Origin of the sequence: Photorhabdus noenieputensis (genome assembly GCF_018448935.1) — a bacterium.
In the GTDB taxonomy this organism is placed as follows: domain Bacteria; phylum Pseudomonadota; class Gammaproteobacteria; order Enterobacterales; family Enterobacteriaceae; genus Photorhabdus; species Photorhabdus noenieputensis.
Window position 1 is genome coordinate 38,932 of sequence record NZ_RCWC01000004.1, and the last position, 19,540, is coordinate 58,471.

General features: G+C 43.0%; 19 protein-coding genes. 6 read left to right on the forward strand and 13 right to left on the reverse strand.

Going from position 1 to position 19,540, the window contains the following annotated elements:
* Positions 1–10 precede the first annotated feature (10 nt).
* Both ispA and xseB read right to left on the reverse strand, forming a co-directional pair.
* The gene (ispA, locus tag EAE91_RS04560) at positions 11–928 is read right to left on the reverse strand and encodes a (2E,6E)-farnesyl diphosphate synthase (protein WP_214087455.1); all 918 of its coding nucleotides are present in this window, start codon (positions 926–928) and stop codon (positions 11–13) included.
* 4 nt (positions 929–932) lie between these two features.
* The gene (gene xseB / locus EAE91_RS04565; protein ID WP_214087456.1) at positions 933–1,211 is read right to left on the reverse strand and encodes an exodeoxyribonuclease VII small subunit; all 279 of its coding nucleotides are present in this window, start codon (positions 1,209–1,211) and stop codon (positions 933–935) included.
* A 197-nt stretch (positions 1,212–1,408) separates the two neighbouring features.
* Between xseB and thiI the strand changes: the two genes are divergently transcribed.
* Positions 1,409–2,857, forward strand: coding sequence for a tRNA uracil 4-sulfurtransferase ThiI (thiI, locus tag EAE91_RS04570; protein ID WP_214087457.1), 1,449 nt, complete (start codon positions 1,409–1,411; stop codon positions 2,855–2,857).
* A gap of 78 nt (positions 2,858–2,935) precedes the next feature.
* On the opposite strand, the gene yajL is transcribed toward thiI, so the two are convergent.
* On the reverse strand, positions 2,936–3,526 hold the full coding sequence (gene yajL, locus EAE91_RS04575; protein WP_214087458.1) for a protein deglycase YajL: 591 nt from the start codon (positions 3,524–3,526) through the stop codon (positions 2,936–2,938).
* Between the two features lie 2 nt (positions 3,527–3,528).
* Positions 3,529–4,401 (reverse strand): 2-dehydropantoate 2-reductase, encoded by an 873-nt coding sequence (panE, locus tag EAE91_RS04580; RefSeq protein ID WP_214087459.1) that lies wholly within the window; start codon positions 4,399–4,401, stop codon positions 3,529–3,531.
* Between the two features lie 134 nt (positions 4,402–4,535).
* Between panE and EAE91_RS04585 the strand changes: the two genes are divergently transcribed.
* Entirely contained in the window at positions 4,536–5,027 is a 492-nt protein-coding gene (locus EAE91_RS04585) for a YajQ family cyclic di-GMP-binding protein (RefSeq protein WP_105397741.1), read from the forward strand.
* A 118-nt stretch (positions 5,028–5,145) separates the two neighbouring features.
* Here the strand turns inward: EAE91_RS04585 and EAE91_RS04590 are convergent, their stop codons facing one another.
* The 9 genes from EAE91_RS04590 to EAE91_RS04630 form a co-directional block, all read right to left on the reverse strand.
* Positions 5,146–6,522, reverse strand: coding sequence for an MFS transporter (locus EAE91_RS04590; RefSeq protein WP_214087460.1), 1,377 nt, complete (start codon positions 6,520–6,522; stop codon positions 5,146–5,148).
* Positions 6,523–6,677: 155 nt separating this feature from the next.
* Positions 6,678–7,562, reverse strand: coding sequence for a heme o synthase (cyoE, locus tag EAE91_RS04595; protein WP_011148018.1), 885 nt, complete (start codon positions 7,560–7,562; stop codon positions 6,678–6,680).
* 12 nt (positions 7,563–7,574) lie between these two features.
* Positions 7,575–7,907 (reverse strand): cytochrome o ubiquinol oxidase subunit IV, encoded by a 333-nt coding sequence (locus EAE91_RS04600; RefSeq protein ID WP_036775099.1) that lies wholly within the window; start codon positions 7,905–7,907, stop codon positions 7,575–7,577.
* Entirely contained in the window at positions 7,907–8,521 is a 615-nt protein-coding gene (locus EAE91_RS04605; RefSeq protein ID WP_214087461.1) for a cytochrome o ubiquinol oxidase subunit III, read from the reverse strand. The genes EAE91_RS04600 and EAE91_RS04605 overlap by 1 nt, the downstream gene beginning before the upstream one ends.
* Positions 8,511–10,502, reverse strand: a complete 1,992-nt coding sequence (gene cyoB / locus EAE91_RS04610) for a cytochrome o ubiquinol oxidase subunit I (RefSeq protein WP_214087462.1) — start codon at positions 10,500–10,502, stop codon at positions 8,511–8,513. Before cyoB ends, EAE91_RS04605 begins: the two co-directional genes overlap by 11 nt.
* A 4-nt stretch (positions 10,503–10,506) precedes the next feature.
* Positions 10,507–11,442 (reverse strand): cytochrome o ubiquinol oxidase subunit II, encoded by a 936-nt coding sequence (gene cyoA, locus EAE91_RS04615; protein ID WP_036808849.1) that lies wholly within the window; start codon positions 11,440–11,442, stop codon positions 10,507–10,509.
* 349 nt (positions 11,443–11,791) lie between these two features.
* Positions 11,792–12,553, reverse strand: coding sequence for a nucleoside-specific channel-forming Tsx family protein (locus tag EAE91_RS04620; protein WP_214087463.1), 762 nt, complete (start codon positions 12,551–12,553; stop codon positions 11,792–11,794).
* A 251-nt stretch (positions 12,554–12,804) separates the two neighbouring features.
* Positions 12,805–14,283: a muropeptide MFS transporter AmpG gene (ampG, locus tag EAE91_RS04625; protein ID WP_214087464.1), complete on the reverse strand. Its 1,479-nt coding sequence runs from the start codon at positions 14,281–14,283 to the stop codon at positions 12,805–12,807.
* 54 nt (positions 14,284–14,337) lie between these two features.
* The gene (locus tag EAE91_RS04630; protein ID WP_214087465.1) at positions 14,338–14,916 is read right to left on the reverse strand and encodes a lipoprotein; all 579 of its coding nucleotides are present in this window, start codon (positions 14,914–14,916) and stop codon (positions 14,338–14,340) included.
* 243 nt (positions 14,917–15,159) lie between these two features.
* On the opposite strand from EAE91_RS04630, the gene bolA reads away from it, so the two are divergent.
* The 4 genes from bolA to clpX all read left to right on the forward strand — a co-directional run bounded on the left by bolA (position 15,160) and on the right by clpX (position 19,467).
* A complete protein-coding gene (gene bolA / locus EAE91_RS04635) occupies positions 15,160–15,474 on the forward strand; it encodes a transcriptional regulator BolA (RefSeq protein ID WP_214087466.1) in 315 nt (104 codons plus the stop codon).
* A 378-nt stretch (positions 15,475–15,852) separates the two neighbouring features.
* Positions 15,853–17,157 carry a trigger factor gene (gene tig, locus EAE91_RS04640; RefSeq protein WP_214087467.1) on the forward strand — a complete coding sequence of 435 codons (1,305 nt, stop codon included), beginning with the start codon at positions 15,853–15,855 and terminating at the stop codon, positions 17,155–17,157.
* 273 nt (positions 17,158–17,430) lie between these two features.
* Positions 17,431–18,054, forward strand: a complete 624-nt coding sequence (gene clpP, locus EAE91_RS04645; protein ID WP_036775116.1) for an ATP-dependent Clp endopeptidase proteolytic subunit ClpP — start codon at positions 17,431–17,433, stop codon at positions 18,052–18,054.
* 141 nt (positions 18,055–18,195) lie between these two features.
* Positions 18,196–19,467, forward strand: coding sequence for an ATP-dependent protease ATP-binding subunit ClpX (gene clpX / locus EAE91_RS04650; protein ID WP_214087468.1), 1,272 nt, complete (start codon positions 18,196–18,198; stop codon positions 19,465–19,467).
* The last annotated feature ends 73 nt before the right edge of the window (positions 19,468–19,540 follow it).

Genomic DNA, 19,540 nt, shown 5'->3' on the forward strand with positions numbered 1-19,540 from the left:
CCGGCAGACCTTAGTTGTTACGTTCAATGATAAAACTGGCAAGTGCGCGCAGCATTGCTGTGTTATAAGATTTATCTTCCAGTTTATTCAAAGCTTGTAATGCTTCTTGATACAGTTCGTATGCTTTTTTCTTTGCTTGTTCTAACCCCAATAATGCAGGGTAAGTACTTTTTCCTAGCTGTTGGTCACTGCCTTGACGTTTTCCTATCATTTCGGTATCGCCAATGACATCAAGAATATCGTCCTGAACTTGGAATGCGAGACCTATGGCTTGGGCATACTGATCCAATTCAGGCAGGGCATCATGCCCACGTTGACCTGCGCCATATGCGCCCATTCTGATCGCGGAACGAATAAGTGCGCCCGTTTTATGGCGATGAATTTGTTCCAGCATATGGAGATCGATGTGCTTGCCTTCTGCCGCCAAATCCAAGGCTTGGCCGCCACACATACCGGCAATGCCACTGGCGGTTGCCAGTTCCGCAAGCATTTCAAGGCGATCTGCTGTTGTAACATCTGGCATTTCTCTTTTAGAGAGGATTTCAAACGCCAGCGCCTGTAATGCATCTCCCGCCAGAATCGCGTGAGCTTCACCAAATTTTATGTGGCAGGTCGGTTGTCCTCGGCGTAAATCATCGTTATCCATCGCCGGTAAATCGTCATGAATTAATGAAAAGGCGTGGATACATTCAACGGCTGCTGCTGGAGCATCCAAATTATTTGCGGATAATCCAAACATTTCACCAACGGCATACACTAAAAATGGGCGCAGACGTTTACCACCGAGTAAAGTACCGTGTTGCATTGCGTGAACTAGTGGGTTGTCTGCAAATGCCAGTGAAGATAGTGTGCTTATCAGAACGTTATTGACTCGTTGTTGACAGATTTTAAGCTGTTCTTTAAATTGGGTTGAATTTTGTTCAGACATAGGCTTATTCAGTATCCGGGGAGAAATGGCTCAGTGGAGATTGGGCATCATCGTTAAGCAGAATCTGCACTCGCTGTTCTGCTTGTTGCAAGGTCTGTTGCCCTTGGCGGGCTAATTGAATACCACGCTCAAACTCGCTTAGAGCTTCTTCCAGTGCCAGTTCACCTGATTCCAGCCGGGCGACGATCTGTTCCAGCTCTTTTAATGAGCTTTCAAATGTCATTGCCGGTGCAGTTTTTGGCGTACTGTTGGTACTTTCTGATATTGCATTTTTCTTTGGCATAATTTTTTACTATTTACAGAGTTCGCCTAAGGGTTGCAGACTATCTTATTATGCTGGTGCAAACAAATCTTTAACTGATTTTGCGTTTTTTCCGCGCTATATCACGAGATAGTGTTATACTTCGCGGCCTGATTTGACAACCAAGACATACCATCAATTTTTTTTATCAAAACGCCTAACTACTACTATAACTCACTATGAAGTTTATTATTAAATTATTCCCAGAAATCACGATCAAGAGCCAAACTGTTCGTTTGCGCTTTATTAAAATTCTCGCTAGTAATATTCGCAATGTGCTGAAAACGTTAGGAGATAATATTGCAGTGGTTCGCCATTGGGATAATATCGAAGTTCGTACTAAAGATGAAAACCTTGGCGCTCAAATTTGTGATGCGCTGACACGTATTCCCGGTATTCACCATATTCTGCAAGTAGAAGAGCGTGAGTTTCGTGACATGCATCATATCTTTGAACAAGCTTATGAAGCTTATGGCGAATCGCTCCACAATAAGACATTTTGCGTGCGGGTAAAGCGCCGCGGTAAACATCAATTTACTTCTAATGAAGTAGAACGCTATGTTGGTGGCGGTTTAAACCAGCATATTGAATCCGCGAAAGTAAAACTTAATCATCCTGATGTTACCGTCAATTTGGAAATTGATCAGGATGTGCTGATTTTGGTGAAAGCCCGTTATGAAGGGATTGGTGGTTTTCCTATCGGAACGCAGGAAGATGTATTATCTCTAATTTCTGGCGGTTTTGATTCTGGTGTTTCCAGCTATATGCTAATGCGCCGTGGCTGCCGTGTTCACTATTGCTTCTTCAATCTTGGCGGTTCTGCTCATGAAATTGGTGTGAAGCAGGTTGCTCATTATCTTTGGAATCGTTTTGGCAGCTCCCATAAAGTCCGTTTCGTTGCTGTGGATTTTGAACCTGTTGTCGCTGAAATTTTGGAAAAAGTTGATGATGGTCAAATGGGGGTGGTGCTTAAACGGATGATGGTGAGAGCGGCATCTAAAGTTGCAGAGCGTTATGGCGTGCAGGCGATTGTTACCGGTGAGGCTTTGGGACAAGTTTCCAGCCAGACACTCACTAATTTGCGTTTGATTGATAATGCATCGGATACGTTGATTCTGCGGCCGCTGATTTCTCATGATAAAGAGCACATTATCAGGTTGGCACGTGAGATTGGCACTGAGGATTTTGCCCGTACGATGCCTGAATTCTGTGGTGTTATTTCAAAAAGCCCGACAGTAAAAGCCGTTAAAGCTAAAATCGAAGCAGAAGAGGCGAATTTCGATTTTAATATTCTGGAAAAAGTTGTCAGTGAAGCTCAGAATATTGATATTCGCCAGATCGCAGAACAAAGCAATGAGCAAGTGGTTGAAATTGAAACAGTGACAGCGTTCGCTCCAACGGATGTGTTATTGGATATTCGTTCGCCTGATGAACAGGATGATCGGCCATTGCAGTTAAATGGTGTGGAAATTAAATCATTGCCATTCTATAAGTTGAGCAGCCAGTTTGGTGATTTGCCAAAGGAGAAGACTTATCTGCTCTATTGTGAACGTGGAGTAATGAGTCGTTTGCAGGCACTCTATTTATCTGAGCAGGGTTTTGATAACGTGAAAGTTTATCGGCCTTAATTGTTTTAATTATACATTTCGGGGTTCCTATTACGTGAACCCCGAAATGTATAAAGTAAGATGTTTTTGTCTATTTTGTCAGTACTGATAAGAATATACACCTAGTGGCAATATGAGTTGATCCGCCACCTCTGCTGCTGTTTCTCGTCCTTTTAATAATTCGATGAGTTTTAATGCGAAATCGAAAGCTGTCGCTGGCCCCTGACTGGTTAATAGATTGACTCGATCATCAAAACAGACTCGACAATCAATCCATTTATCGGACGAAATTTTGTCTTGTAAACCGGGGTAACCGGTCATTTTGCCAGTTGGAAACAAATTGTGGTGTTCAAGTACGATAGCTGGTACGGCACAAATTGCAGCGATAATTTTCCCTTGATAATGTGCCTTGCGGATTTTTTCGATAACGAGTGGGTTATCACGGAAACACTCGGCACCTTGCATACCGCCGGGTAAGATGATGGCATCGAAGGATTCATCAATAACTTTTCCTAGAGGGACATCAGCAACCAGTTTCACTCCTCTGGAGCAAGTTAAAACCAGTTCTCCATCACTGGCGGTGCTGGCGATCGTAACACTGATGCCAGCGCGTACCAGTAAATCAATAGTTGTAACGGCTTCTGTTTCTTCACTACCGTGAGTCAGGCAGATGAGTGCTGAAGGGGTCATAATCATCTTTCCTTATGTTTTACTAGGTTATAGATACGAGCATTTTCAGGGGCAGACAGACCATGCGCACGGACCCGGCGTAATAAATAACCAGTGATATAGTCAATTTCAGTGCGACGTTTTGCGCGGATATCTTGCAACATGGATGAGTAGTTTTTTGCTGTAAGCTTAATCACATCGTAGACATAGGCAATCAGGTTGTCGATAGTGGTATGTATGTTCTCTCGTTGCATAACCTGAATAATTTCTTCGCACAAAATATTCAATTGTTCTGGGTAGCGAAGCAAATCTCCATTTTGGCATTCATAAAGTGCTGTCAGCGGGTTTACGACACAGTTAGCGGCAAGTTTCAGCCAACTAATAGCGAGAATTTCATTATGCCATGCAACATCTGGCAAAGATTGGTGTAATACATTAGCCAGAGAGCTAAGCCCAGTTGCATTTGACGTTGCTGAGCCAATATGGGTTAGTCCGGAAGCGGTATGATAAACCTGTTGGTCATCCTGATATGCGCCATGTGTTGTGACGCCAAGCAGTATTGGATTAGGCGCTGATAATAGTTCTTCTTGGGTACCCATGCCATTGTGTAGTAATAAAATTGGGCAATTAGGTGAAAGCTTGGGGAGTAAATTATTCACTGCATCAGCGACTTGCCATGCTTTCAGGCAGACAATTAGTAATTCGCTGTTAGCAAGATGGTCGCTGTTGTTAGTTGGGATTGGTTGGTTGAATACTTGCCCATTCATTTCGTCAATATGAACAGATAAATAAGGCCGGGAACTTTTTAGCCAACCCTGTACTTGATGCTTTTGTTGCGATAATGCTGCTAGCCACAGTTTTCCTATAGCGCCACAGCCAAGAACGGTTATCTTCATATACACCTTTTGAAAGACGCTGCCATAATATTGGATGGAAATAATAAGATCCCGCTAATCCAAGTATAGCGCTTTTGCTGATAGTGGAAAGCGGTTATCATGCCAACTTATTGATTATCAGGAGGTCATGGATAATGCCATCTTTCGATATTGTTTCAGAAATTGATATGCATGAAGTTCGCAACGCAGTAGAAAATGCGCAGCGCGAGCTTACTAGCCGTTGGGATTTCCGTAATGTCAGCGCCAGTTTCGAGTTAAATGAAAAAAGCGAATCTATCAAGATTGCCAGTGAGTCAGATTTTCAGGTAAATCAGTTGGTTGATATCATGCGTGAAAAGTTGGCTAAACGTGGTATCGATGGCGCTGCATTGAATATCCCTGATGATATGTTGCACAGTGGTAAGACTTACAGCGTTGAAGCGACTTTGAAGCAGGGGATTGATACCCCTACGGCGAAAAAGATCGTCAAGCTGATTAAGGATAGCAAACTGAAAGTGCAAGCACAGATTCAGGGTGAGCAGGTGCGAGTGACGGGTAAAGCTCGTGATGATTTGCAAAGTGTAATGGCATTAGTTCGTGGCGCAGAGCTGGGACAGCCATTCCAGTTTACTAATTTCCGGGATTGATTTTCCGCCTAATGGTTTGAGATATCTAGCCTAATGTGGAGTGGGGTATTCCTGACCAGGAGTCCCACTTCCAATCTCCCTTAATATCGAATCGGGTAGGGGTTATCTGGTTTGATACTTAATCTATCGTGTTATTATTAGCTATCAATTGTTCAAGTTGAGATCTGTTTGTCAGCTTGGTATCTACTTTTATGTAAGCACTATGCTCCTCTGGAATAATAACGACGTCGCAAACACCGGGCTGAACAAGAATTTTTTGTTCCAACAATGCTTTATTGACTATATTTTCTGGTAGAGAAATTCTGATGCTGCTGACATAAGGAGGTTGCTTCATTGTTGTACTGATAATCAACCAAATGATTGTCAGAACGATACCTGCCATAAATACCAGCGGTGCTCCTTTTAATTCAGATAACCAACCACCAAGGCTACCCCCTAAAGCGACACCTAAAAATTGGCTGGTGGAGTAGATGCCCATTGCTGTACCTTTATAACCCGCCGGTGCTTCTTTACTGATAAGTGATGGCAGGATAGCTTCCATTACATTGAAAGCAATAAAGAAAATTTGTATGCCGATGAAAATTACCCATAAGTGATGCCCCGCCGCCCACAATACAATTTCAGCAATCAGCAGCATTGTGATACACAGTAAAAACACTTGTTTCATGCGGCGCTTTTTTTCTGCGTAAATAATGAAAGGTAAAACAGATAAAAATGAAACTAGCATAGTGACCAGGTAAACCTGCCAAAGCCGTTGGTTAGGGAGCCCTGCTTGTTGCATCACCAAAGGAAAGGCGACAAAACTTGCCATTAGTAAAGTGTGCAAACTGAGTATGCCAAAGTTAAGTTTCAGCAATTGGCTATCAGCCAGAACCTTACTGAAACTGTGACGAACAATGCCTGATTCACGGTTAAGAATGTGTTTATCTGTGGAAGGAACAGCCAATAGTGTTATCAGAATGGCACTACCGGCCAGAATGGTAATTACCCAAAACAGACCGTTTAACCCAATGGCATGAGCTAGGATTGGGCCAAGCACAATGGCTGTGGCGAAAGTTATTCCGAAACTAATGCCAATAAAAGCCATTGCTTTAGTTCGATTTTGTTCACGGGTTAAGTCAGAAAGTAGCGCCATAATTGCAGCAGATATAGCTCCAGCGCCTTGTAGCGCTCGTCCAATTATTATGCCCCAGATAGAATCACTGAGAGCAGCAATGATACTGCCTAAGACGAATAGGAGTAACCCGCCAACAATTAAGGGCTTAGGGCCAATTTTGTCAGAAAGCAGTCCAACAGGGATCTGGAAAATGGCTTGGGTTAAACCATAAATACCAATGGCGATGCCAATAAGTGTTTTGGTGGCATTTTCTAGATTCAGGCCATAGGTTGTTAATACAGGAATAACCATGAACAGGCCTAGCATTCGAAGAGAAAAAATTGAACCTAGGCCCCATGTCGCCCGAAGCTCAAGTGGCGTCATTTTATTATCGTTCATGATTACCTCGAAATATTTTGATGCGTCATTGTAGATAGGTTTTCAATAAGGGGTAAATAGTTAATTGAATTAATAATATTGAAGTATTAAGGAGAGGGGATAACAGGCTAAAAGGAAACTGATGGCAGAGGGGGTACCACTGCCATCAGGGAAAATTACCGGACGTAAGTTAGGAAGGCTTCTGAGGGCACATGCGGGTCAATAGACATCATGACACTCAGGGAAGTGATTGCCACAATGGAAAATATAAATAATTTACGAGCCCAAATGCGGTCATTATCAGTTTTGTAACCGGATAACGCCATTCCTAGCCACCAGACGCTCACTGCTGCTGCAACAACCAAATATTTGTAACCAGCGTAACCGCTGATGGCTAACATAAGGGTTGCAATCATAAATGCCAAGATATAAAGGATAATGTGGTTTTTCGCCACAGATATGCCTTTGATCACGGGCAGTACAGGAATATTGGCTGCCTGGTAATCTTTGAAACGAAAAATAGCAATGGCATAGGAGTGCGGCATTTGCCACAGGCTGAAAATCAGTAATAGGATCAACGCGCCCGTATCAAACTGACCAGTTACTGCACAATAACCGATAACCGGAGGTGCAGCACCGGACAAACTGCCGATCAGCGTGCCATAAACAGATTTCCTTTTCATATAGAGGCTGTAAACCCCTACATAGACGACAAAACCGATAATCGCTAATTGCATTGCTAAAGCATTGGCTGCTGCATAGAGCAGCACTATGCCAGCAATACCCAGTATTGATGCATAAATCAGGCTGATTTTCGGATCAATAAGTCCTTTTACAAGGACACGGTTTTTTGTTCTTTCCATGATCCGATCGATGTCACGGTCAATGTAGTTGTTAAATACACAACCAGAAGCCACGACTAATGAAACGCCGAGCAGAGTCGAGATGAACAAAGGATAATCAATCACCCCTTTCGAGGCGAGTAGAAAACCACCGATCACAGAAATTAAATTGCCGAAAATAATTCCTGGTTTAGTTACTTGTAGGTATTGCTTAATCATATATGCAGCTCTTTAATCAACCATCATATTAATGTTGAGGTTGTACATAATCCATAGTGAGCCAACAACAACAATACCGATAATTAAAATGGTGAACAGCAATGCTACTAAGTTCCAGCGCTCTTCTGACGAAGTGTTCATGTGCAGGAAGTAGATAAAATGAACAATAATCTGCACCACAGCCAGAGCGACTACTGTTGTCAGGATAGTCGTATGGGAGGCAGAACCATCCATTACCATCCAGAACGGAATCACTGTCAGGATTACTGAAAGAACAAAGCCGATCAGATAAGACTTCAGGCTACCGTGGCTAGCTCCAGTATGAGCGGTATTGGAATGACTCATTACATAGCTCCTAACAGATAAACAACGGTAAATACACAGATCCATACCACATCCAAGAAGTGCCAGAACAAGCTTAGGCAGTTCAGACGGGTTTTATTTACATCAGTTAAACCGCGGCGGGTTACTTGGATTATCATGATGATAATCCAAACCAGACCACAGGTAACGTGGATACCGTGAGTAGCGACCAATGCGAAGAATCCAGACAGGAATGCACTGCGGTCAGGGCCGTGGCCGTCAACAATCAGGTGATGGAATTCGTACAATTCCATTGCCACGAAGCCAAGGCCGAACAGGAAAGTCATACCGAGCCAGGCGTTAACCTGGCCGACTTTTCCTTTGTTCATTCCCAGCATGGCAAAGCCATAAGTGATACTACTGAATAACAGTAGGAAAGTTTCAACCAATACAAAAGAGAGGCCGAAAATCTCTTTGCCAGATGGACCACCCGCGGTTCCGTTAACGAGTACTGCATAAGTCGCAAACAGACATGCGAACAAAATACAGTCACTCATCAAATAGACCCAGAAACCGAATACTTTAGTGGCTCCCGCATCGTGGTGCCCGTGATGTTCGTGGGCATGATTGTGGTTAGTCATAGTTTCAGTTGACATGGTTCAGACCTGCCTTGCTAATTTGTTCATGGTGTTGATTCTCAATTTGCTCAACTTCAGCAACGGGTACGTAGTAATCAACATCTTCATCAAAGCTTTTTGCAATCCAAGTGATAATCATGCCTGCGAAGCTTGCGATAACCAGCCACCAGATATGCCAAATCATGGCGAAACCAAACAGCAAGCTAAAGCCAGCAATGATTACACCCGCACCGGCATTTTTAGGCATATGAATTTCTTCATACTGAGCAGGACGTTTATAAGCAGTGCCTTTTTCTTTCATATCCCACCATGCATCACGGGTTTGAACATGTGGAACTTCAGCAAAGTTATAAAACGGCGGTGGAGAAGATATTGCCCACTCCAGAGTACGTCCGCCCCAAGGGTCGCCGGTCAGGTCACGGTTTTGGTCACGGTCACGGATACTCACGTAGAATTGAATGACCTGACACAGGATACCAACGGCAATCAGTGCAACACCAATCGCGGAGACAACCAGCAGAGTATGGAATTCAGGGTTGATATCTTGGCTAATACGGCGGGTCATCCCCATAAAGCCGAGCGCGTAAACTGGCATAAAGGCGATAAAGAAGCCGATGATCCAGAACCAGAATGCGCGGACACCCCATTTTTCGTTCAGTGTGAAACCAAAAGCTTTCGGGAACCAGTAAGCAGTACCAGCGAAACAACCGAAGACAACACCACCGATGATAACGTTATGGAAGTGTGCAATCAGAAACAAACTGTTATGCAGAACGAAGTTTGCACCTGGAACTGCCAGCAGAACGCCGGTCATACCACCGATAGAGAAGGTGACGATGAAGCCAACGGTCCACAACATCGGTGTTTTATACTCAATACGGCCTCGATACATCGTGAACAGCCAGTTGAAAATCTTAACGCCTGTCGGAATCGAGATAATCATGGTGGCTATACCGAAGAAGGCGTTAACGTTCGCACCAGAGCCCATCGTAAAGAAGTGGTGCAGCCATACGATAAACGACAATACGGTGATGGCAATGGTCGCCCACACTAGGGAAGTGTAGCCGAACAGCCGTTTTTTCGAGAACGTCGCAGTCACTTCAGAGAAAACACCAAAGACCGGCAACACCAGAATATAAACTTCAGGGTGACCCCAAGCCCATATCAGGTTGATATACATCATCATGTTACCGCCCATATCATTGGTGAAGAAATGGGTACCCATGTAGCGGTCAAAAGTTAGCAGGGCAATGGTAACGGTCAGAATCGGGAAAGCGGCGATGATCAGTACGTTAGTACAGAGTGCTGCCCAGGAAAATACAGGCATTTTCATCATAGACATGCCAGGGGCACGCATACGCAGGATCGTCGCAAAGAAGTTAACGCCGGTCAGCAAGGTACCGATACCGGATATTTGAAGACTCCAGATCCAATAATCGACCCCAACGCCTGGGCTATATTCTATACCTGAAAGCGGAGGATAAGCTAACCAGCCGGTCTGAGCGAATTCACCTACACCCAGAGAGATGTTAATCAGTGCAACGCCAACGACGAAGAACCAGAAGCTCAGTGAGTTCAGGAATGGGAATGCTACGTCACGAGCGCCGATCTGTAGTGGAACCACGATGTTCATCAGGCCGACAACAAAAGGTGTCGCCATGAAGAAAATCATGATAACGCCGTGGGCGGTAAAGATCTGGTCATAGTGATGCGGCGGCAGGAAACCTGCTTCACCCGCAGAGGCGACAGCCTGCTGACCACGCATCATGATGGCATCGGCAAAGCCACGGAGCATCATGACCAGTGCCACGATAATGTACATAATACCGATTTTCTTGTGGTCAACGCTGGTTAACCACTCGCTCCACAGCCATTTCCATTTACGGAAATAGGTCAGGGCTCCGACAATCGCGAGCCCTGCGAAGAGAATCCCAGCAAGAGTGACCATGACAATGGGCTCATGCAATGGGATTGCATCAAGTGTTAATTTTCCCAACATTACTTTATTCCTCAACTCCGGCATGAGCGGTTTCGCTCATATTCATGTTATGACCTGTCGTTGCACCGTGGCCGCCATGCATATTCATGTTGCCCATAAATTTGGCAATAATGTCTTGATACAGGTTAGGCTTAACGCTTGAGAAGTATTCAACCGGATGGTTCTGGCTTTGTTTAGCTAACTCGTTAAATGCCTGCATGGTATCCAAGGTTTTGGGAGAGGCTTTCACTTTTTGAACCCATTGTTCAAAACCTTCACGATCTGCGGTAGCGGTAGCAGTAAATTTCATGCCGGAGAAACCGTGACCACTATAGCTGCTGGACAAACCTTTATAAGTGCCAGGTTCATCGGCGATTAAGTGAAGTTTAGTCTGCATACCAGCCATTGCATAGATTTGACCACCTAACTGTGGGATGAAGAATGAGTTCATCACAGAATCAGAGGTGATTTTGAAGTTAATAGGAACCCCGGTAGGGAAAGCAATTTCGTTAACTGTAGCGATACCTTGCTCCGGGTAAACGAATAGCCATTTCCAATCAAGAGAGATAACTTCAATAGTCACTGGTTTTTCATCACTGACCAGTGGTTTATATGGGTCAAGCTCGTGGGTTGTTTTCCAGGTAATGGTTGCTAAAATAATAATGATAATGATAGGAACGGTCCATACTACCAGCTCAATTTTATTCGAGTGTGCCCAGTTAGGGTGATAGGTAGCACTTTTGTTGGCCTCGCGGTAACGCAGGGCAAAAGTGAATGCCATGATGATCACCGGAATAACGATGATTAGCATCAGGCCAATAGCCGTAAGTATCAGCATTTTTTGTTCAGCGCCGATAGCGCCTTTAGGATTCATCAATACCATATCGCAGCCACTCAGCATAAGAGTAGCCGCTAGTATTGACAATATCCCAATACTTTTATTGTATTTCATAAGTCTCATCTAACGACTCCAAATAACAAAAGCTCTATTGTCGTTTCATCAGTGCGGGCATTCTACGGTAAGGCTACTGGAGTGTAAACATTTGTAATAGTTAGTTGAGGGGTTGTTAACCCTTTATGTTACTGGGATCACATGCAACTGTAAGATTAATCAGAAGTTAGCTTGAAAAGGTTATTTAATTGTAACGAAATAGTGCGGAAATATGAATTTGTACTAAATCATTTTATATTTTTTAGGCGAAAGGAAAAAAATAAAAAAATTTGCTTTAAAAATTTCCACCGCAGGCATTTTATTTAGGAATTAAATTAATTGTGAGCCACTTTTGGCAGCTCACAATTAAAGTTAATAATTAAAAATTATATTTAATGGAGTAGACAATCGCATCCTGCCAGAAGTCTTCACCTAATTTATGATCGGCGTATCGATATTGAATGCCGGTAGTGAAGGATTGATGAGGTGTCCACCATAACGCGATTGCACCATTGGTACCGTTTCGTCCACCGTTGCCGTAGCGTTCATTCCGGTTAAGTTCTATTTCATTCCAGTTAGTTATGCTGAATTTTTCTTCCCAGAGTTGAAAGTCGTAACCTGCAACCCAACCAGCGACATAGCCGTTATTACCGGAGTAGAAAGTTTGGTCAACATAGTGCAGCGCAACAAATGGTTTGAACCAGACACCGGCGAAATCAGTGTTGTAACCAATACCATAGAGGGTATTTACCTCGTGGAAGTTCCCGCCATGCGCTGTACCTGGGAGCGAGTAAGTACCATAAACATGACCATAGAGGTTGAAACCAGTATCAGCCAGATAGAAGCGACCGGTTGTTTTAAAAGTGTATCTTTGGTTATCCCCTGGTTCAGCATGCTGACTGTTGAAAGCATTTTCCAGATCGAAGAACCCGTATAATTCACCCCAGTCAAATCCGGCTCCGCCTTCCAGTTCTAAGTAGGCAAAGTCGTCTTTATGAGAGGTTTGCCCGGACTTGTGTGTGGTATGGCTAGTCCAGTCGAGGTAGTTCATGCTGATATTAGCAAAGCCCCCTTTATATTCAGCATAAGCTGGAACTGAGACGGTGGTGAGTAAAGCAGTAGCCAGAATGGTTGTTCTCATAAATTTCTCTAACGCATCCATGATAAAGAGGTTTTGGGTTTTAAAGCTATATTAAATAACCCTTAAAATGGTAGTCTGATTCTACGCAGATATGAATATTGAACAATCAAATAATCACTTGAAAATAGCACTTTCGGCAAATGACTATTTGAAGTGTGATCGCTATCACTTAAATATTTAAAAAAGAGGGCAGGAATATCAAAGGCTGATCGTCGTCAACCTTTGATAAATTAACTTAATATTTTCACCTGTTAAGTTAATTTGCACCTTCTTAATGCAAGATAATCGAGAGAGCTACCGAGAATGATGCTTGTAATACCGATCTGTGCTCCCCCTAATAGCAATGTTTCGGCCATATCAGGTGCATGAGTCCAGTTGAGAGCATTGGTGGTGATGATAAGTAACCAAAATGTGAGCAAAATACTTGCTAATGATAGTAAGCCAAGCGCTAGACGATAGAAATTTTTGAACTCAGTACGTGGCACAAAATCGTTAGTTCGCTGGGTATAAACCAGAGTCTGGCGGCAGATAAATAACAGTAATAAGGCAGGAACAGAGGCCGCTATAGAGAATAGATAGAAGTTTGGCCAGCCATGTAATTCAACGAACCAACCTGCAATTGGGCCGACATAGACTCGTCCAACAGCAGATAAAGCAGATAATAGAGCAAATTGTGTTGCAGAGAACGATTTATGACATAACGCCATAATTAGGGCAACAAAGGCAGCGGTTCCCATTCCGCCACAGATATTTTCCAGAAAAACGGCGCTGCCCATCGTGTAGATATTTTTGTCAGTAATGGATAACAGCCAGTATCCAATATTAGAAATTGCTTGCAGGATACCAAAGATCATGAGTGAGCGGAATAAACTCCATCGTTGCATTAAATAACCACCATATAATGCACCAACGATAGTTGCTGCTAATCCTAGCGTTTTGTTGATCATTCCAACTTCACCAGCATCAAAGCCAATACCTCGGATAAGAAATGGGGTACTTAGGCTGGCAGCAAGGGCATCTCCCATTTTATACATGATAATTAACAGTAGTATCAGCCACGCATTATTGCGATTAAAAAAATCGGCTAATGGTTCTATTGCGGCTTGCTGGAGTGTTTTTGGTGGTGGAGCGTCAATTTCAGGTTCTCTAGCTTTTAACGTTGCATAGATACCAATTAGCATCAATCCAGCCATTAACCAATAGGTGTGTTGCCAGCCAATATAGCGGTCTGCGATCCATAGCGCTAACCCGCCTGAAACCAGCATGGCTAACCGATAACCAAGTACTGAAACGGCAGCACCTACACCTCGCTCTTCGCTACTCAATAAATCGGTTTTATAAGCATCAAAGACGATATCTTGTGATGCGGAGCAGAAAGCAACGGTTACCGCTAGTGTGGCTAACCACCATAAATGTTGAGATGGTTGGAGAAAACCCATTGCAGTAATACTGGCTATGAGTAATAGCTGTGTAACAAGTAGCCAACCACGGCGACGCCCAAGAAAAGGGGGGATAAATCGGTCCATAAAAGGGGACCAAAGAAATTTGAAAACATATGCTTGGCCGACAAGAGAAAAGAAGCCAATTGTTTTAAGATCCACGTCTTCAACGGTCATCCATGCTTGCAGGGTGCTGGCAGTCAATGCGAGCGGTAAACCAGAAACAAAGCCGAGTAAAAGTAGAATTCGTGAATTATGTTGGGTAAAAACGGTGAGATAACGATAAGACATGTGCCTCCCAAAACCCTGCCCTTTGCGGGCAGAGTAAAATAATTAATCCTTTAATTAGCGAGCATTTTGTTTGATGAAATTACTGACGGAAGGATCTTGAGCCATATCGGTTATGACTTCTGATAATACAGTATTGACTGCATCAGCAATTTTCTCATTAGTTGCGCCTAAAGGACCTTGTACATTGTAACTAGTGCGGTAATTCTTAACTTGCTTACTGCCATTTTGCGCTGTACTAATGATGGAAATATCGGCTTTTGTTGAAATATTATGGCGCAGGCTACCTTCTTTAACGTCTGCATATAGATTGTTCACAATAATTTGCAGATTGGCATTGGCTGGAGAGCCAATCATATAACCACGGGCGGTCATCTGTTTTTCCAGGATTTCTTGGAGTAAAAAACGCAGATCACGGGAGGGTTTCAGTGTTTCCAGCTTTGCATTGCGGTTAACTTGAGCAAGTGTTTGAGACTGACGATTGTCGGCACCGCTGATACTGATGGTAATCGCTCTCATCGTTGGATCTGCTGTTGGCAGTGTAATTTTAGGTTCGATGGTCAGGGTGTTGCTGGGAGCGGCGCAACCAGCAAGAAGAAAAAGCGCAATGAATGGGAATAAGATTCTTTTCAACATGTTAATTTTCTCATCAGTGATAAGGATATCCAGTAATACTTATCAATAGCATAAATTACGTCAATAATAGCACTGCCTTTGGATCATGGCATATCCCTGATGGGGTAAACGGATATAAAAACCTTATGATGTGGGATTCGATTAAAAGATATTTTAATGCGTTGGTGCGATAACTCATGGAGAATAGACTAAAATTATTAGTATGGTTGGCAGTACGACTGCTGTGCGGTTAAGGAGAATGATATGGTGTATCAGGATATAGAAGAGAAATTACAGGCTGCATTTAATCCCTCATATCTTGAGGTTATTGATGAAAGTTATCGTCACAATGTCCCCGTAGGTTCTGAAAGCCATTTTAAAGTCGTCATCATCAGTAATAAATTTGCTGGTGAACGTATGCTAAACCGCCATCGTTCTGTTTACAGCGTATTATCGACAGAATTGTCCGCAGGTGTTCATGCTTTGGCGTTGCATACCTATACAGAAAAAGAGTGGAATGAATTACAGGATACTGTTTTAGCGTCACCGGCATGTCGCGGGGGTAATATTGTTGCCTGAAATCCGCTGATTGAGACTTAATTTGGGGCGTTTTCTTACACAATTGAATAAATTCAGTGAACGGTCTTCGGGCCGTTTTTACGTTTTATATATGATCCATTTTGGGTGCAAATTTAGCCGCTGAATAATCGTTATCCTGTGAAGTTGATGAATAGTTCGGCCTTTTTTCAGCAATTCTCGACTCACACCGTCTGCATCGCTATAATGTCGCGTCTAATTTTTAGAATGGTTTCGGGACGCTTCTGACATCAGGGATTCTCGGTTTTTAAATGCGACCGCCCCGGTTCTTAGAGAGTGTTACGATTGGTACATAAAATATGTGCTGGTTGTATGGTCTCTGGAGTTGACCGAGCACTATGATTTTTTTGAGGTAAAAAGATGCAAGTTTCTGTTGAAACCACTCAAGGCCTTGGGCGTCGTGTGACAATCACCGTTCCTGCTGCCGATGTTGAGAAAGCAGTTAGTAGTGAGTTGGTCAATGTAGCAAAAAAAGTTCGTATCGATGGTTTCCGTAAAGGCAAAGTGCCTATGAACATCGTTAAACAACGTTACGGTGCTTCTGTCATTCAGGACGTTCTGAGTGATCTGATGCAACGTAACTTTATTAATGCAATCATCGAACAAAAAATTAATCCAGCAGGTGCGCCAAGTTATGCACCAGAGCAGTTCAAAAATGGTGAAGATTTCACTTACTCTGTAGAGTTTGAAGTTTATCCAGAAGTTGAATTGAAAGATCTGGAAGCCATTGAAGTTGAAAAGCCTGTTGTTGAAGTAAAAGACGAAGATGTTGATGCAATGCTGGAAACATTGCGTAAGCAGCAGGCAAATTGGAAAGAAACCGAAGAAGCTGTTGGTGCAGAAGATCGTATTACTGTTGACTTCAATGGATCTGTTGATGGTGAAGAGTTTGAAGGTGGTAAGGCTTCCGATTTTGTGCTGGCTATGGGCCAGGGCCGTATGATCCCAGGTTTTGAAGAGGGCATTGTTGGTCATAAAGCAGGGGAAGAATTTACCATTGATGTCAATTTCCCAGAAGATTATCACGCTGAAAATCTGAAAGGTAAAGCGGCTAAATTTGCGATCACATTGAAAAAAGTGGAACAGCGTGAATTACCGGAGTTGAATGAAGAATTCATCAAACGTTTCGGTATTGCTGATAGCACAGTTGACGGCCTGCGTGCAGAAGTACGTAAAAATATGGAACGTGAACTGAAAAATGCAGTCCGTAACCGTATTAAATCTCAGGTTATCGAAGGCTTGGTTAAGGCTAACGAAATCGACGTTCCGGCCGCTGTTGTTGATAGTGAAATTGATGTTCTACGCCGTCAATCTGCTCAGCGTTTTGGTGGCAATGAAAAACAAGCTCTGGACCTGCCTCGTGAACTGTTTGAAGAGCAAGCTAAACGTCGTGTTGTTGTTGGCCTGCTATTAGGTGAAGTTATCAGCAGTAATGAACTGAAAGCTGATGAAGAGCGTGTTAAAGCATTAATCGAAGAAATGGCTTCTGCCTATGAAGATCCTCAAGAAGTGATCGAATTCTATGGTAAAAACCAAGAATTGATGAACAATGTTCGTAATATTGCTTTGGAAGAACAAGCTGTTGAAGTTCTTCTGGGTAAAGCAAAAGTTTCTGAAAAAGAAACCACTTTCAATGAGTTAATGAATCAGAATCAAATGGCATAAGTTTTAATTTTGTCATGAGATAATGAATTTGTTGTCTTAGTGAAATGAACCCGCAGATAAATCTGCGGGTTTTTTTATAAGTAAGAGGCAAGATTTTTCTTGAAAAAAAGTGGGTTTAACCCCAGATCCTTTTTAATATTATGTATATGATTACAAAATTTTTCAGGGGTAATTCCCCCTTGGTTGGTTAACTTTGAATCATGGTCATCATCGCTTATCTCAAGTAGAATTGGTTATGAATGGCACCAACATGAATTCTATTAGGAGACGAAAATGTCATATAGCGACAAGCGGGATCAATATGCGCCTCACATGGCTTTGGTGCCGATGGTAGTTGAACAGACTGCGCGTGGGGAACGTTCGTACGATATCTATTCACGCTTATTAAAAGAACGTATTATTTTTCTGACCGGCCAAGTTGAAGATCATATGGCAAACCTGGTTGTAGCTCAGATGTTGTTTCTTGAGGCGGAGAATCCGGAAAAAGATATTTTCTTATATATCAATTCACCAGGTGGTGTGATTACTGCGGGAATGTCCATCTACGATACGATGCAGTTTATTAAACCGGATGTCAGTACTATTTGTATGGGGCAGGCATGTTCAATGGGAGCATTTTTGTTGACTGCTGGGGCAAAGGGAAAACGTATCTGTTTGCCAAATTCCCGGGTAATGATCCATCAGCCATTAGGCGGTTTCCAAGGACAAGCTACAGATATTGAAATTCACGCTCAGGAAATACTGAAAGTGAAATCGCGTATGAATGAGTTAATGGCAAAACATACGGGAAGACCTATTGAAGAGATTGCGAAAGATACAGAACGTGATCGTTTTTTGTCGGCAGATGAAGCCGTAGAGTATGGATTGGTTGATAAGATTTTCACCCATCGCGATTAATTTATTATTCCCGGAAGCTATAATATAAACATTAGGCTTACCGTTTGGTAAGGCTGGCTATGACATTCGGGGTAATAGCAGAAGTTTCCTGCTTTGCCAGAGGAATCTGGGGGAGCAGTTGATAAAGTGAGGTTGTGACTGATGACAGATAAGCGCAAAGACGGTTCAGGAAAGCTGCTGTATTGCTCTTTCTGCGGGAAAAGCCAACATGAAGTGCGAAAATTGATTGCTGGCCCGTCAGTATATATTTGCGATGAATGTGTGGATTTATGTAACGACATTATTCGCGAAGAAATTAAAGAGCTTGTACCACATCGTGAGCGTAGTGCATTACCAACGCCTCATGAAATCCGTCAGCATTTGGATGATTATGTTATCGGCCAAGAAACGGCGAAAAAAGTGTTGGCGGTTGCTGTTTATAACCATTACAAGCGGTTACGTAATGGCGATACCAGTAACGGTGTTGAATTAGGTAAAAGTAATATTCTGCTTATTGGGCCAACAGGGAGTGGTAAAACTTTATTGGCTGAAACATTGGCTCGTTATCTTGACGTTCCTTTTACTATGGCAGATGCGACTACGCTGACCGAAGCGGGATATGTGGGAGAAGATGTAGAAAACATTATTCAGAAATTACTGCAAAAATGTGACTACGATGTGCAAAAAGCCCAGCGCGGTATTGTTTACATCGATGAGATTGACAAGATTTCACGTAAATCTGATAACCCGTCAATTACTCGGGATGTTTCAGGTGAGGGTGTGCAGCAAGCGTTGCTGAAACTGATTGAAGGTACAATTGCGGCAGTTCCTCCTCAGGGGGGGCGTAAACATCCACAACAGGAGTTTTTACAGGTAGATACTTCTAAAATCCTGTTTATTTGCGGTGGTGCGTTTGCTGGTCTGGATAAAGTGATTGGTCAGCGTCTAAATACCAGTACAGGTATTGGGTTTGGTGCGAAAGTCAAAGGTGAGTCAGAAAAAGCGACTGAAGGAGAATTGCTTGCACAAGCTGAGCCAGAAGATCTCATCAAATTTGGTCTTATCCCTGAATTTATTGGGCGGTTACCTGTTGTTGCTACGCTCAGTGAATTGAGTGAGGAAGCATTGATCCAGATTTTGAAAGAGCCTAAAAATGCTTTGACTAAGCAATATCAAGCATTGTTTAACCTTGAAGGTGTTGATCTGGAATTCAGAAGTGAATCCCTGACAGCTATTGCTAAGAAAGCAATGGCTCGTAAGACAGGTGCCCGCGGCCTGCGTTCTATTGTTGAAGGCGCATTGCTGGACACTATGTATGATCTGCCGTCAATGGAAAACGTTGGAAAAGTTGTTGTAGATGAATCTGTTATCAGTGGTCAATCTGCGCCTTTACTGATTTATAGCAAACCGGATGCTCAGGTTTCTGGCGAATAATTGAGTCTAGGACAGGGAATTCACTAAACGAGATATTATTGAATAAAATGAGGGGATTACCCTCATTTTGTTT